The 13,133-nt window shown below is 33.1% G+C and carries 17 protein-coding genes; 16 read left to right on the top strand and 1 reads right to left on the bottom strand.

Translation table 11 applies throughout. The annotated features are described in order from the left end of the window. The first annotated feature begins 9 nt into the window (after positions 1-9). From ychF to HALSA_RS12080, 13 genes are all read left to right on the top strand, one after another. Positions 10-1,101 carry a redox-regulated ATPase YchF gene (ychF, locus tag HALSA_RS12140; RefSeq protein ID WP_013406837.1) on the top strand — a complete coding sequence of 364 codons (1,092 nt, stop codon included), beginning with the start codon at positions 10-12 and terminating at the stop codon, positions 1,099-1,101. A 54-nt stretch (positions 1,102-1,155) separates the two neighbouring features. Beyond that, complete coding sequence (locus HALSA_RS12535) at positions 1,156-1,662, top strand: phosphatase PAP2 family protein (protein ID WP_013406836.1); 507 nt, start codon at positions 1,156-1,158, stop codon at positions 1,660-1,662. A gap of 159 nt (positions 1,663-1,821) precedes the next feature. Further along, positions 1,822-2,121: a 30S ribosomal protein S6 gene (gene rpsF / locus HALSA_RS12130; RefSeq protein WP_013406835.1), complete on the top strand. Its 300-nt coding sequence runs from the start codon at positions 1,822-1,824 to the stop codon at positions 2,119-2,121. A gap of 24 nt (positions 2,122-2,145) precedes the next feature. Next, positions 2,146-2,622, top strand: a complete 477-nt coding sequence (locus tag HALSA_RS12125; protein ID WP_013406834.1) for a single-stranded DNA-binding protein — start codon at positions 2,146-2,148, stop codon at positions 2,620-2,622. Between the two features lie 28 nt (positions 2,623-2,650). Then, positions 2,651-2,863 (top strand): 30S ribosomal protein S18, encoded by a 213-nt coding sequence (gene rpsR / locus HALSA_RS12120; RefSeq protein WP_013406833.1) that lies wholly within the window; start codon positions 2,651-2,653, stop codon positions 2,861-2,863. 84 nt (positions 2,864-2,947) lie between these two features. After that, positions 2,948-3,829: a DUF2232 domain-containing protein gene (locus tag HALSA_RS12115; RefSeq protein ID WP_013406832.1), complete on the top strand. Its 882-nt coding sequence runs from the start codon at positions 2,948-2,950 to the stop codon at positions 3,827-3,829. Positions 3,830-3,858: 29 nt separating this feature from the next. Further along, complete coding sequence (rplI, locus tag HALSA_RS12110; RefSeq protein WP_013406831.1) at positions 3,859-4,302, top strand: 50S ribosomal protein L9; 444 nt, start codon at positions 3,859-3,861, stop codon at positions 4,300-4,302. Positions 4,303-4,513: 211 nt separating this feature from the next. Continuing rightward, the gene (uxuA, locus tag HALSA_RS12105) at positions 4,514-5,554 is read left to right on the top strand and encodes a mannonate dehydratase (protein ID WP_013406830.1); all 1,041 of its coding nucleotides are present in this window, start codon (positions 4,514-4,516) and stop codon (positions 5,552-5,554) included. 119 nt (positions 5,555-5,673) lie between these two features. After that, positions 5,674-6,531, top strand: a complete 858-nt coding sequence (locus HALSA_RS12100; protein ID WP_013406829.1) for an SDR family oxidoreductase — start codon at positions 5,674-5,676, stop codon at positions 6,529-6,531. A gap of 182 nt (positions 6,532-6,713) precedes the next feature. Next, positions 6,714-7,640: an AEC family transporter gene (locus HALSA_RS12095; protein WP_013406828.1), complete on the top strand. Its 927-nt coding sequence runs from the start codon at positions 6,714-6,716 to the stop codon at positions 7,638-7,640. Positions 7,641-7,693: 53 nt separating this feature from the next. Continuing rightward, positions 7,694-8,713, top strand: a complete 1,020-nt coding sequence (locus HALSA_RS12090) for a LacI family DNA-binding transcriptional regulator (protein WP_013406827.1) — start codon at positions 7,694-7,696, stop codon at positions 8,711-8,713. Positions 8,714-8,824: 111 nt separating this feature from the next. Then, on the top strand, positions 8,825-9,286 hold the full coding sequence (locus HALSA_RS12085) for a universal stress protein (protein WP_013406826.1): 462 nt from the start codon (positions 8,825-8,827) through the stop codon (positions 9,284-9,286). Positions 9,287-9,401: 115 nt separating this feature from the next. Continuing rightward, the gene (locus HALSA_RS12080; RefSeq protein WP_013406825.1) at positions 9,402-10,382 is read left to right on the top strand and encodes a Gfo/Idh/MocA family protein; all 981 of its coding nucleotides are present in this window, start codon (positions 9,402-9,404) and stop codon (positions 10,380-10,382) included. Positions 10,383-10,481: 99 nt separating this feature from the next. Here the strand turns inward: HALSA_RS12080 and HALSA_RS12075 are convergent, their stop codons facing one another. After that, positions 10,482-10,820 (bottom strand): YolD-like family protein, encoded by a 339-nt coding sequence (locus tag HALSA_RS12075; protein ID WP_013406824.1) that lies wholly within the window; start codon positions 10,818-10,820, stop codon positions 10,482-10,484. A gap of 178 nt (positions 10,821-10,998) precedes the next feature. On the opposite strand from HALSA_RS12075, the gene HALSA_RS12735 reads away from it, so the two are divergent. From HALSA_RS12735 to HALSA_RS12065, 3 genes are read left to right on the top strand one after another with little or no spacing between them, the layout of a single operon-like run. Then, positions 10,999-11,163 carry a TetR/AcrR family transcriptional regulator gene (locus HALSA_RS12735; protein ID WP_013406823.1) on the top strand — a complete coding sequence of 55 codons (165 nt, stop codon included), beginning with the start codon at positions 10,999-11,001 and terminating at the stop codon, positions 11,161-11,163. A 43-nt stretch (positions 11,164-11,206) separates the two neighbouring features. Further along, positions 11,207-11,896: an ABC transporter ATP-binding protein gene (locus tag HALSA_RS12070; RefSeq protein ID WP_013406822.1), complete on the top strand. Its 690-nt coding sequence runs from the start codon at positions 11,207-11,209 to the stop codon at positions 11,894-11,896. A 1-nt stretch (position 11,897) separates the two neighbouring features. Further along, positions 11,898-13,133 carry an ABC transporter permease gene (locus HALSA_RS12065; protein ID WP_013406821.1) on the top strand — a complete coding sequence of 412 codons (1,236 nt, stop codon included), beginning with the start codon at positions 11,898-11,900 and terminating at the stop codon, positions 13,131-13,133.

Genomic DNA, 13,133 nt, shown 5'->3' with positions numbered 1-13,133 from the left:
GATTATTGAATGAAAATAGGAATTGTTGGTCTGCCAAATGTGGGTAAATCCACCCTTTTTAATGCTTTAACTGAGGCTGGTGCTGATGCAGAAAATTATCCTTTTTGTACTATTGATCCAAATATTGGAGTAGTACCTGTACCGGACACAAGGCTTGATTGGTTAGCAGAAGTTTATCAACCTAAGAAAAAGACGCCAACTGTGATAGAATTCGTTGATATTGCAGGACTTGTTGAGGGAGCTAGTCGGGGAGAAGGATTAGGAAATAAGTTTTTAGCCCATATTAGAGAAGTTGATGCTATTGCCCAGGTGGTAAGATGTTTTGATGATAAAAATATTTCTCATGTTGATGGGATGATATCACCTGATAGAGATATAGATATTATTAATACAGAATTAATGATGGCTGATCTAGCTGCTGTAGAAAAGCGCCTGGAAAAAACACAAAAACAGGCAAAAAGTGGTGATAAAATTCATTTAAAAGAAGAAGAGGTTTTAGAAAAGTTAATTAATGCCTTGGAAGAAGGCAAAAACATCAGGCAATTAGAACTTGATAAAACTGCAAAAAGATTGGTTAAAGAATTACAGCTTTTAAGTGCCAAGCCAATTATCTATCTTGCTAATGTCAATGAAGATGAAATAGACAGTGGAGATAATAAGCTAGTTCAAGCAGTTAAAGAGCATGCAGTAAAAGATGGAGCCAAAGTTGTAGAGATAAGTGCTAAAATTGAAGCAGATATCGCTGAACTTGACGAAGATGAAAAAGAAATGTTTTTAGAAGAACTGGGCTTAAATGAATCAGGTTTAGATAGGGTAATTAAAGCAGGCTATGATCTTTTGAATTTAATCACTTTTTTAACCGCTGGAGAACAGGAATGTCGTGCCTGGACGGTTGAAAAAGGTTCAACTGCACCAGAAGCCGCAGGTAAAATTCATTCTGATATGCAAAAAGGATTTATCAGAGCTGAGATTGTAAGTTTTAAAGATTTAAAAAGAGTGAGGAGTATGGCGGCAGCTAGGGAGGAAGGACTTTTGAGATTAGAAGGTAAAGATTATATTATTCAAGATGGAGACGTCTGTCATTTCCGCTTTAATGTTTGATTTTAAAATTATTTTCTAGATATTTAAAAATATTAAATGTAAAGGATATATATTATGTTAAAAACCTTAGATCAATTTTTCTTTTTTAAATTATTTAATTTAGCAGCCGAAAATGAATCTATTGGTAGAGCTGTAATTATAATTACAAATTATTCATCGAATTTATTTGCAGGTATATATTTTTTGATAATGGCTTATTTATTATATAATCTTAATAGTAAAATAATACCCTTCATTATTGGACCTGCATCTACTTATATTATTGTTAGATTAATAAATTATCTTTATATAAGGCCAAGACCTTTTGTGAGTTTAGAAATCGAAAGTTTAATAGAACATACTGCAAGTGCATCTTTTCCCAGCATGCACAGCAGTAGTGCCTTTGTGATTGCAATAGCAATTTATAATATTTATCCAACTTTTGGTAAAGTAATGCTTGGTTTAGCAGTAATTACAGCAGTATCGAGGGTAATGGTGGGAGTTCACTATCCTTCTGATATCTTTGGGGGTTTAATTTTAGCAGTATTAGTAAACAGTATTGTCTTTAAATTATTTAATTAAAATTAATAATTTTACTATGACATTATCACAAGATAATCACAAAAATTGTGTAATTGCACTTGCAACTTGAGCAAATAAATGCTATAATTTAGATTGGTTAAAAATCCATGCTCTGCTAGCAGCAGGGCCATTAGTCCGTGTGGGGGAGGTGAATGATTAATGGAATTGAAAACAAGAACTTATGAAACAACTTTTGTACTTAAACCTGATCTTGAAGATGAAGAAAAAGAACAGATTTTAACAAGGGTAAAAAATACTATTCTCGATCATGATGGAGAAATTACAGAAGTAGATGCCTGGGGTAAGAGGCAGCTTGCATATGAGATTAAAGATTACCGTTCCGGTGATTATACAATTTTAGAAATGAATGCTAAAACTTCTGTTGTAAAAGAATTGGAAAGAATTTTTAAGATTATGGATGGTGTTATTCGTTATTTAGTAGTAAAAAAAGAATCTTAATATATATTTAGGTGGTGAATTGTTTTGTTAAATAGAATAGTTTTGATCGGCCGCCTGACAAGAGATCCAGAACTCCGTTATACAAGCAATGGGACTCCAGTTTGTAATTTTACGCTGGCAGTAGAAAGAAATTACACTAATCGCCAGGGAGATAGAGATGTTGATTTTATTAACATAGTTACCTGGCGGGGTTTAGCGGAAAACTGTGCCCGTCATCTTGGTAAAGGTAGATTGGTTGGCGTTGATGGATCACTGCAAATACGTAAAAGTGAAAATAATAATCGAACCTATATTAATCCTGAAGTTAATGCAGATAATGTTCGTTTTCTAGATTTTGGGAAAAACCAGAATACAAATCGTGGACAAGCTCAGCCTCAAAATAATCAGAATCAAGACAGCAATCAAAAAGCTGCGAGTAATAAAAAAGCTTCGCAAGATGATGACTTTGATGCTCAATTTGATGACAATTTTGATGAGGATGATTTTGATGTTCCATTTTAAGTTTAGATTTACAAAGGAGGTAAAATAAATGCCTAGAGGTCGTAATAAATCATGCCATTTTTGTGGTAGTGATAAAACTATAGATTATAAAGATCTGAGAACTTTAAAAAGATATCTGACAGATCGTGGCAAAATCATGCCGCGCAGAACAACTGGTAACTGTTCAAAGCATCAACGTGATATTACCATAGCAGTAAAAAGAGCACGTGCAATTGCTTTACTGCCTTATGTAAAAGAATAAGTATTTAATGAAAAGGGGGCAAAGTCTATGCTGGAGCCTCCTTTTTTTAATCATTGCTGGCCAGCATAAGAGGTGATATAATCTATGATAAAAGAGTATAAGGACAGTATAAGAGTTTTAGCATATATAGTAATTTTAACTGCCATAAATTATCTGTTTCCCTTTCTGTCTTTAGCAGTTATGCTGCTTTGGCCGGTGCCGATAGTTTATCTTGTTCAAAAGGCAGAAACTCCCCGTGTAATTTTAGTGATAGCTGCAGCAGCACTATTAAATGGGATCTTTTTTGGAGCTTTTATGGGTTTAATAACTGTAATTGGGTTTGGGATGGTTGGTTTTATAATTGGAAATGTTATTAAAGAAGATCTTTCACCTTTAAAAACCCTGATTATTTCTGTAATAGCAGTTATGATTTCACAGGCCTTAGTTGTTTATATTTCAGCCAACATGGTTGCTCTAAATTATGAAAATTTAATCCAAGAAGCTATTAACACTTTAGGTGCTGAGCTGCAAGATCAAAATTTAGAACAACTAATCAGAGCACAGATGATATACATAAGAATGATTTTCCCATCTTTACTGGCTGTTACAGCAACTGTAACCGGGATTTTTAATTATTATTTATCAGCCTGGTATTTACGCAGAAGAGGCTTAAATATTGATTTATATAAAACGGTTAGCAGTTGGTATTTACCACGATGGCCGATGTCCATTTTAATTGTAATTTCTATTTTGATGCGTTCAAATCTGATATTTTTAAATTTACATGTCTACTTATTTTTTCTGGCTTTTGTGCAGGGATTTGGAGTTTTGATGTATTTTTTATCATCTAGAAATAGTTCATTGTTACTCAAAACTTTTATAATATTTTTGATTTTTGTTTTCCCACCAATATTTATGGTATTAATTTTACTCGGTTTAATTGATCTGTGGTTTAATCTTCGCAATCAAAGCAGTCAACCAGGGTAAGATTTTATAACTCAAAGGAGGTATAAAGAATGAAAGTAGTTTTAACTGAAGATGTAAAGAAACTTGGTTCACAAGGTGATGTGGTAGATGTTGCAGATGGATATGCAAGAAATTATTTATTTCCAAGGGGTTTAGCTGTAGAGGCGACTAAAGGAAAAATTAAGGAAATTAGAGAAAAAGAAGCAAAAAAAGAGAGAATAGAAAGCGAAAAAAAAGAAGAGGCAAAAAAGCTTAAAGCTAAATTAGAAGCAGAAAAGTTTGTTTTAAAGGTTAAAGCCGGAGAAAGTGGCAGGCTGTTTGGCTCTGTGAACACTAAAGATATTGCAGAAGCTGCTGCAGAAAAAGGTTATGATATTGATAAAAGAAAGGTAGAGCTAACTGATTCTATAAAAACATTAGGTATGCATAAGGTTGAGGTTAAACTCTATGATGATATAACAGCTGAACTAAATGTTAAATTAGAAGAAAAGTAAATTCATAATAAGCAGTCTTGAAGAGGAACTATGTCTTTTGAGGCTGCTTTTATATAATTTGTTGCTAAAAAGTATAATTTGTTGTTGAGATCAATAAAGAAGCAGGAATTTTAATTTAAATGAAGAACTAAAATTATATAGAGAAAAAAATTTTTTACAAGTCTTGAAAACGCTTTCAAAAAGCAAATAACATTAAAAAAGGAGTGATTTAATGAAATTATCTTTTCGTTGGTATGGAGATGATGATCCAGTAACTTTGGAAAAAATCAGACAAATACCTGGTATGGTAGGGATTGTGACTGCAATTTATGATATACCCGCTGGAGAGGAATGGCCCTACGAAAAAATTGTAAATTTAAAAAATAAGGTGGAAGCAGAGGGGTTAGAAATATCTGCAATAGAGAGTGTACCTGTTCCTGAAGAAATTAAATTGGGGATTGAGCCGAGAGATCTGTATATAGAAAATTATAAAAAGACACTTAAAAATCTTGCTAAAGCAGGAATAGAGGTAGTAACTTATAACTTTATGCCTGTGTTTGACTGGACACGCTCTGAATTAGACTATGAATTAGAAGATGGTTCTCAAGCACTTATTTATAATGAAGAAGAAGTTGAAAAAATGGACCCTTTAAGTGGAGAACTCGATCTACCAGGCTGGGACACTAGTTATGATACTGAAGAATTAAACAACTTAATGTCAGCATATCATGAAATTAATGAAGAAAAACTTTGGGAGAATCTAAAATACTTTTTAGATCAAATAATTCCTGTTGCAGAAGAAGAAAATATTAAAATGGCAATCCACCCAGATGATCCACCATGGTCTATTTTTGGTCTTCCTAGAATAATTGTTGGTCAAGAAAATTTACGGAGATTTTTAGATTTATATGATAGTCCTGCTAATGGTTTAGCGCTTTGTTCCGGTTCACTAGGGGTAAACCCGGATAATGATGTTCCTGAACTTATTAGAGAGTTTGGTAGTAGAATTCACTTCGCCCATGTTAGAAATATTAAGCTAACAGGTGAAAATAGTTTTGAGGAGTCAGCTCATTTGAGTGAAAAAGGATCACTTGATATGTATGAAATTATGAAAGCATATCATGATGTTGGTTTTGAAGGACCGCTTCGTCCCGATCATGGCAGAATGATCTGGGGAGAGACCGGTAAACCTGGTTATGGTTTATATGATCGCGCTTTAGGAGCTACTTATCTGAATGGACTCTGGGAAGCAATAAAAAAATCAAAGAAATAATGTCTTTATTCGTTTAGAAATAAAAGCAGGCATTTATAAATCAAATTTTAATAAGTGTCTGCTCTTTTTTATAGCAAATAAAATTATTAATGAAAGTAAAATTTTAGGAGGTAAAATTTATGGAATTACCATTTGAGTTAGATTTGTCAAAAAAAGTTGCTGTTGTTACTGGTGGAGCAGGAGTTCTTTGCAGTACCTTTTCTGAGGCACTTGCTGAAGCAGGGGCATCTGTGGCTATTTTAGATATAAATTTAGAAGGTGCTGAAAAAGTTGCTGCAAAAATTACAAAAGCTGGTGGAACAGCACTAGTGATTAAAACAAATATCCTTGAAAAAGAAAGCTTGGAAGAAGCAAGGAAAACTGTTAGAGAAAAACTTGGCAGTTGTGATATTTTAATAAATGGTGCTGGTGGAAATCACCCCAGTGGAACTACTACTAAAGATTATTTAGAACCAGCTGATCTTGAAGGAGTAGAAGAAGATATTACTACTTTTTTTGATCTTGATGCAGGTGGAATTCAGTTTGTCTTTAACTTGAATTTCTTAGGAGCATTATTAACCTCACAGGTTTTTTCTCAAGATATGGCTAAAAAAGAAAATTCTACAATTATTAATGTATCTTCAATGAATGCGTTTACACCATTAACAAGAATTCCAGCTTATAGTGGAGCTAAAGCTGCAGTATCAAACTTTACTCAATGGTTAGCTGTCCATCTTTCAAAAGTAGGAGTAAGGGTTAACGCCCTGGCACCTGGTTTTTTCGAAACAGAACAAAACCAGGCTTTATTGAGAGATGAAGATGGAGATTATAGTGCTAGAGCGAAAAAAATTCTGGGACAAACTCCAATGGACCGCTTTGGTGAAGCAGAAGAACTATTAGGCACTTTATTCTGGCTGGTAAGCCCAAAGGCATCAGGATTTGTAACCGGAACAGTTATTCCTATTGATGGTGGATTTTCGGCATATTCTGGAGTTTAGACTATAAAAGATAGAGAATTAATAAATTAAAATGGGGGCTCATCTTATTATAGATGAGCTTCCCAACCATAATTATTTTTTCTTGCAATATTGAGCAAATTAATATACTATTTATATTAATCATTTAAACAGCCAAAGTCATAATAGTTAAAACAGTAAATTTAATAGGAGGCTCTATAGAGATGACGGGAATTTTTTCGGTCTTAGAACAATTATTTTTAATGGGGGTTTTAATTAGCCTTGGATTTTATTTGAACCGTTTTAATAAAATCAATCAGTCAGCAGAAAAAGGAATAGCAGAACTGACAATTGATATTGCCTTTCCAGCTTTAATTTTTACAAATATAATTATAGATTTTGATTTAAATATGCTAAGAGAATATTTGATTGTACCCGCTGCTGCGATAGTAATTACTTTGATAACAATAGCAGCTGTAATTTTTATCGGCAAAAAGCTTAGCTATTCAAAAAAAGAAAGAGAAGAGTTCACTTTTATAACAGCATTTAGCAATAATATTTTTGTAGGAGCCCCAATTTGTCTGGCTCTTTTTGGCAGCCAGGGTTTAATTTTAGCTATTCTTTATGATTTTGGAATGCAAATAATTTTATGGACTTTGGGAGTTTCAATGTTAAAAGAAAAAAAAGAAAAAGAAAACAGCAATTTCCTGGGAAATATGTTCTCACCACCTATTATCGCTCTTTTAATTGGACTGGTAATTGTACTTTTAGGTATTGAACTTCCTCAGGTCATTCTTAATACAACTAATAGTATTGGAGTTATTACAGTCCCCCTTGCTATGATCTTTATTGGTTTACAACTCGGGAAAAGCGACTTTAAATCAGTATTGGGAAATAAAAAAATCTATTTACTTTCTTTTTTAAGGCTAATCTTTTTACCAGGTGTTGTTTATTTTAGTCTGGGAATTTTTTCTTTAGGACCCCTTTTAAGAGGAGTAATAACTATTTTATCTGCAATGCCTGTTTTTGCTAGTTCTTCAGTGATTTTGCAAAAATATGGCAGACCAAGTAATTTTGCTTCAGAAGCTATCTTTGCAACAATTTTATTTATGGGCTTAACTCTGCCGATTTTTGTATATTTAACAGTTTAAATTCTAGATCTAACAGTTAGTTCAAATCAAATTAATTTTAAGAAGGGGATCAAATGGTTTCAATTAATGATGTAGCAGCAAAGGCAAATGTTTCAATTTCTACTGTTTCTAGGGTTATGAATCAAAATGCTAATGTTTCTAAAGAAAAGGAAAGAGCTGTATTAGCGGCAGTGGAAGAGCTTGACTATATTCCAAATGGTTTAGCTAGAGGACTAGTAACTAAAAATACAAATTCTGTGGGTATTTTGATTGCAGATATTGCTAATATGTATTATGCTAGTCTTGTAAAAAGTATTGAAAAAACTTTAAATCAAAAAGGATATTATACTATTGTTGGTAATACTGAATGGGATAAAAAGCGAGAAGAAAATTATCTGCGTTATCTAATGCAAAAACAAGTTGATGGTTTTATTTTAGCTTCTACTGCCTTAGATGAAAAATATATTGATAAACTCACCAAAAAGGGTATACCAATGGTGGTGCTGGATAGAGAAATAGAATCTGATTTAATTGACAAAATTAGAATAAATGATTATGATGGAGCTTATCAGGCCACTGCCCATTTAGTTGACTATAATTATGATTATTTTCTCCATATTGCAGGGCCTAAAAAAGTAGCTACTGCTTTAGACAGAAGCAAGGGTTTTTCTGATGCACTTAAAGATAATAATATTTCTTCTCAGGATTATAAAATTTTAGAGGGTTCTTTTAGAGAAGAAAGTGGAGTCCAAAAAATTTCTGATTTTCTAGCTGGTTTTGAGCTTAAAGACAGAAGAGTTGGTATTTTTGCTGCTAATGATTCAGCAGCTTTTGGAATAATGAAAGAATTAAAGGACAGACAACTTAATGTACCTGGACAATTTGGGGTTATTGGTTTTGATGATGTGAATTTTTCTCGTTATGCTGATCCACCACTAACAACAATCAGCCGCCCTATAAAAGAAATTGGTGAAATCACAGCTTCAATTTTAATGGATAGAATTGAAAACTTAGATAATGAAAAATATTCAAAGAAAAATATCACTCTAGATGTTAATTTGATAAAACGTGGTTCTACTTCTAGATTAAGATAAATAAGATTTTGTTAAATTAAAGCTTAATTAAAAAGGTCTTTTTCTAAAATTATAGAATTATAAAGTATAAGCATCTTTAAAGATAAATAATTGTAGAAGGAGGTATTTTTGATGAACAAAATTTTAGTAGCTGTTGATGGTTCTGATAGTTCCAAAAGGGCAGCAGAAAAGGCAGCAGAACTGGCTCTTTCTCTGGACTCTGAAGTAACCCTGATTCATGTTCATACTGAAACTGCTAAACCCCCGACTGATCAATTTAATGAGGTGGCCTCCTATCTTTCTGCTGAGACTTTAGCAGAAATCATGGACCAAAAAGAAGAAAGAATAAGAAACGAGAAAGAAAAGATTGTTGAAGAGGCTGCAGTTTTCTTTGATAAAAAAGGTATCGAAATAAACAAAGAAGTTCTTTATGGAGATCCAGCAGATGTTGTTTGTGATTATGCAGAAGAAAATGGGTTTGATCTGATAGTACTAGCTGATAAAGGGCAGGGCAAAGTTAAAAGATTTTTACTTGGGAGTATAAGTGATAAAGTTGTCAGGCATGCAAATATTTCTGTTTTAATTGTTAAATAAATAACGAATTTAAAAACCAGCTTCCAGATAAGGGGGCTGGTTTTTTAAGAATATCAAACAACTTTTAAAAACTATTAGATTTGACGTAACAAATATTATACGAGGAGGATTTTAAATGGAAGAAGTACGCTGGGGGATTATTGGTTGTGGAGATGTGACTGAACAGAAAAGCGGGCCAGCTTTAAAGAAGATAAAAGATTCTTCTCTTGTTGCTGTTATGCGGAGAACTGCCCATTTAGCAGAAGATTATGCAGTAAGGCATAATGTTGCAAGCTGGTATGACAAAGCAGAAGATTTAATTAATGATCCTAAAGTAAATGCAGTTTACATAGCTACTCCACCTTCTACTCATAAAAAACACACTATGATGGCAGCAGAGGCAGGTTTGCCAATTTATGTTGAAAAACCGATGGCTTTGAATTTTGAGGAAGCACAAGAAATGATAGAATCTGCTAAAGTTAATGGTGTTCAGTTACATGTAGCATATTATCGAAGGGCAATGCCTCGTTTTTTAAAAATTAAAGAATTACTGGATGCTGGAGCAATTGGTGAACTGCGTACTTTAAATATTCGACTTTCTCAACCGGTTGCAAAAGAAGAATTAAAGCCTGATTCAGTACCATGGAGGGTTATACCTGATATAGCAGGGGGAGGCAAGTTTTTAGATTTAGCTTCCCATACCTTAGATCTTTTTGATTATTATTTTGGGCCCGTAGAAAAAACAGCTGGTTTTGCCATGAATCAAGCTGGTTATTATCAAGCAGAAGATAATGTTAGTGCTATTTTCAGATTTGCTAATGGAGTTCAAGCCGCAGGAAACTGGACTTTTGCTGGTTATCATGAGATTGATGAAAATGAAATTATAGGTAATCAGGGTAGAATTGTTTTTTCTTCATTTAATGAAAAAGCAATTATTTTAGAAAACCAAAAAGGAAAAACGGAAATTAACATATCTTATCCAGAACATGTACAAAAGCCCTTATTAGAAAAAGTAGTAGCAAGCCTTTTAGGAGAAGGTGAATCACCTTCTACAGGTAAAACAGCTGCTAGAACAACTAAGGTTATGGATAAGATTATAGCCGACTATTATTTATAGTGAAATTAAATTAACTTTAATTAGCCTGCTGGAGCTGTCAAGATTTTCAGTGGGTTTTTTGTTTTTGTTAAACTTATTTTAAAACTCTAAAAAATTTATTTACAATATTTTCAACTCAATGAGATTTTTCATAAGTATTTTTTCTGTTTTCTTACTTTTTTTATTTTTACTGAGCAAAATATATTTTTCTTTTGAATTAATGGCTTCTAAATAACCTCTAGTTTTTTTCAATATTTTATCCTCACAATATATAATTTCAAGCTGAATTTTTTCTTTTAAGGCTCTAAGCAACTTATAGTTGATATCTGCTTTCTCTTGCTCATCTAATTCTGGTTTTTCTGCTTTCTCCTCGTTTTCTTTCAATTCTTTAAGTCTTTTTCTGTGTTCAACCAGCATTAAAGATGTCCATTTTTTGTTACCTCTGTCTTTAAAGTTCATTTTAATTCCCCCGCGTATAATATGATTAGTGATACTTAAATTTTAACATACATATGTTTGAAAAACAACTTTAATAATTTTCAAAAAATTTTATTGACAATTACAAATAACTATAATATAATGTGACTACAAAGTCATGTGACTTAATAGTCATACAATATAAATAGAGGTGATAGAGGTGCCAAAACAAACTTTTTTTGATCGACCTTCAAAAAAGAGGGAGAGAATTCTGCAGGCTGAAATGGAGGAGTTTGCTGCTTATCCATATTTAAAAAGCAGCACAAATAGAATTATTGAAAATGGAGATATATCTAAGGGAAGTTTTTATAAAAAAAGCTACTGATGAGAAAATAGAATAGCAAAAAATAGCTAAGGGGTGTTTAAAAATGGCTCTGGTTAAATTAATTGAATTAGAAAAAATATATCAGCAGGGTAAAATTGCCGTCCCGGCTTTAAGGGGAATAGATATGGAAATAGAGTCTGGAGAGTTTACAACTATTTTTGGTCCTTCTGGTTCAGGAAAAACAACCCTGCTTAATATGATCGGCTGTCTGGATAAGTCTACTTCGGGAGAGATTATCTTTGCCGGTAATTCCATTAATCAGCTAAATAGAAACGAGTTAGCTGATATAAGACGCTATAATCTAGGGTTTATCTTTCAAAGCTATAACCTTATTCCGGTTTTAACTGCTTTTGAAAATGTAGAATTTGCGATACGATTGATCGATAAACATACGAAAAAAGAGCGCCGCGAAAAAGTAATGCATATTTTAGATGAGGTTGGCCTGGCAGATATGGCTTATAGAAAGCCAAATGAATTATCAGGTGGACAAAAACAGAGGGTAGCGATCGCCAGAGCTTTAATCAAAGAACCAAAATTGGTTCTAGCAGATGAGCCAACTGCCAACCTGGATTCTGAAACCAGTGAAGAGGTGCTTGAGATAATGAAAAAAATGAATAAAGAATTAAATACTACCTTTATTTTTTCTACTCATGATCCTCAGGTTATGGAATATGCCAAAAGATTGGTAGAAATAAAAGATGGTAAGATCACTAAAGATCAGAGGAGGGATTAAAATGTTTCTCCCAAAGCTGGTCATTAGAAATTTAAGCAGACATAAACGGAGAGTTTTAATTACTGCTTTAATTATAGCCTTTGCTATTTTAATCTATATTTTGATAGAAGGTTTAATGATGGGATTAACCGAAATATCTTTTTCTAATATAATAAATTTAGAAAGTGGTCACCTTCAGATTACTGATCAAAATTATTTTGCAGATAGAGATGAACTGCCCCTAAAAAATTTGATTACTCCTGATGGTGAAATTGAAAATAAAATAAAAGCAACAGCAGGTTTAAATGCTTATACCAAAAGGCTTGATTTTTCAGTAAATCTTAATAATGGTATTGATGAATTACCTGTTAAAGGAGTAGGAATTGATCCGGCAAGTGATCCAGAGGTGTTTGAGCTGGAAAAACATCTTATCCAGGGTAGAATGCCAAACGCTGGGAGTCGTGAAATTATAATGGGGGCAAAACTAGCAGAGTTGATGGATTTTGAAATTGGTGATTATGGAATTATGTTAATTAGAACAGAAGAACAGACTTTTAACACCATTGATGGACAAATAGTTGGACTTTTTAATACTCCTCATCCAAGTTTAAATGATAGCTCTGTATTTATACCTCTTTCTACAGCTCAAGAATCTTTAAATGTTGGTGATAAAATCAGTCATTATGTTTTAAGGATGGAAGACCGTCAACTTGGGATCACTGCTGCTGAAGAGCTGAACTCAGAACTAAATTACCCTCTTGCAGCCTATTCATGGCGCAGTACTTCTGAAAATTTAATCTACATGTTGGAATTACAGCAGATTGAAACTCAGGTTATTTTAGCAATAATTTTAACAATTGCTGCAGTAGGAATAGTGAATACAGTAATTCTTTCAGCCCTTGAAAGGATGGAAGAATTGGGAATGATGAAGGCAATGGGCATGCGGGAAAAAGAAATAGTATATATTTTTATGGGAGAAGCTGCCGGAATTGGTTTAATAGGTGGAATAATGGGCCTGATTATGGGGGCTATTGGCCTTTATGTTTTCAATCAATATGGCATAGATATGAGTACTCTAGCTGGTGGTGGAGATATTACCTATGGTTTTCCAGTTACCGGAACAATATATGCGGGTTGGAGTATTGGCTCTTTTATTTTTGTTTTTGCTTATGGTTTATTCGTCTCAATTTTAGCAAGTATTTTACCTGCTTTATGGGCTGCTCGTAAAGATCCTATCAAGGCTATTTATCACCGCTAA

Origin of the sequence: Halanaerobium hydrogeniformans, assembly GCF_000166415.1 — a bacterium.
GTDB lineage: Bacteria > Bacillota > Halanaerobiia > Halanaerobiales > Halanaerobiaceae > Halanaerobium > Halanaerobium hydrogeniformans.
This window is presented reverse-complemented; position numbering and strand designations above follow the sequence as displayed.

Excerpts from the sequence above, each read along its gene's own strand:
- rplI (WP_013406831.1), top strand. The coding sequence starts at position 3,859 with ATGAAAGTAGTTTTAACTGAAGATGTAAAGAAACTTGGTTCACAAGGT.
- HALSA_RS12535 (WP_013406836.1), top strand. The coding sequence starts at position 1,156 with ATGTTAAAAACCTTAGATCAATTTTTCTTTTTTAAATTATTTAATTTA.
- ychF (WP_013406837.1), top strand. The coding sequence starts at position 10 with ATGAAAATAGGAATTGTTGGTCTGCCAAATGTGGGTAAATCCACCCTT.
- HALSA_RS12085 (WP_013406826.1), top strand. The coding sequence starts at position 8,825 with ATGAACAAAATTTTAGTAGCTGTTGATGGTTCTGATAGTTCCAAAAGG.
- HALSA_RS12075 (WP_013406824.1), bottom strand. The coding sequence starts at position 10,820 with ATGAACTTTAAAGACAGAGGTAACAAAAAATGGACATCTTTAATGCTG.
- HALSA_RS12065 (WP_013406821.1), top strand. The coding sequence starts at position 11,898 with ATGTTTCTCCCAAAGCTGGTCATTAGAAATTTAAGCAGACATAAACGG.
- rpsR (WP_013406833.1), top strand. The coding sequence starts at position 2,651 with ATGCCTAGAGGTCGTAATAAATCATGCCATTTTTGTGGTAGTGATAAA.
- HALSA_RS12090 (WP_013406827.1), top strand. The coding sequence starts at position 7,694 with ATGGTTTCAATTAATGATGTAGCAGCAAAGGCAAATGTTTCAATTTCT.
- HALSA_RS12100 (WP_013406829.1), top strand. The coding sequence starts at position 5,674 with ATGGAATTACCATTTGAGTTAGATTTGTCAAAAAAAGTTGCTGTTGTT.
- HALSA_RS12080 (WP_013406825.1), top strand. The coding sequence starts at position 9,402 with ATGGAAGAAGTACGCTGGGGGATTATTGGTTGTGGAGATGTGACTGAA.
- HALSA_RS12115 (WP_013406832.1), top strand. The coding sequence starts at position 2,948 with ATGATAAAAGAGTATAAGGACAGTATAAGAGTTTTAGCATATATAGTA.
- uxuA (WP_013406830.1), top strand. The coding sequence starts at position 4,514 with ATGAAATTATCTTTTCGTTGGTATGGAGATGATGATCCAGTAACTTTG.
- HALSA_RS12095 (WP_013406828.1), top strand. The coding sequence starts at position 6,714 with ATGACGGGAATTTTTTCGGTCTTAGAACAATTATTTTTAATGGGGGTT.
- rpsF (WP_013406835.1), top strand. The coding sequence starts at position 1,822 with ATGGAATTGAAAACAAGAACTTATGAAACAACTTTTGTACTTAAACCT.
- HALSA_RS12070 (WP_013406822.1), top strand. The coding sequence starts at position 11,207 with ATGGCTCTGGTTAAATTAATTGAATTAGAAAAAATATATCAGCAGGGT.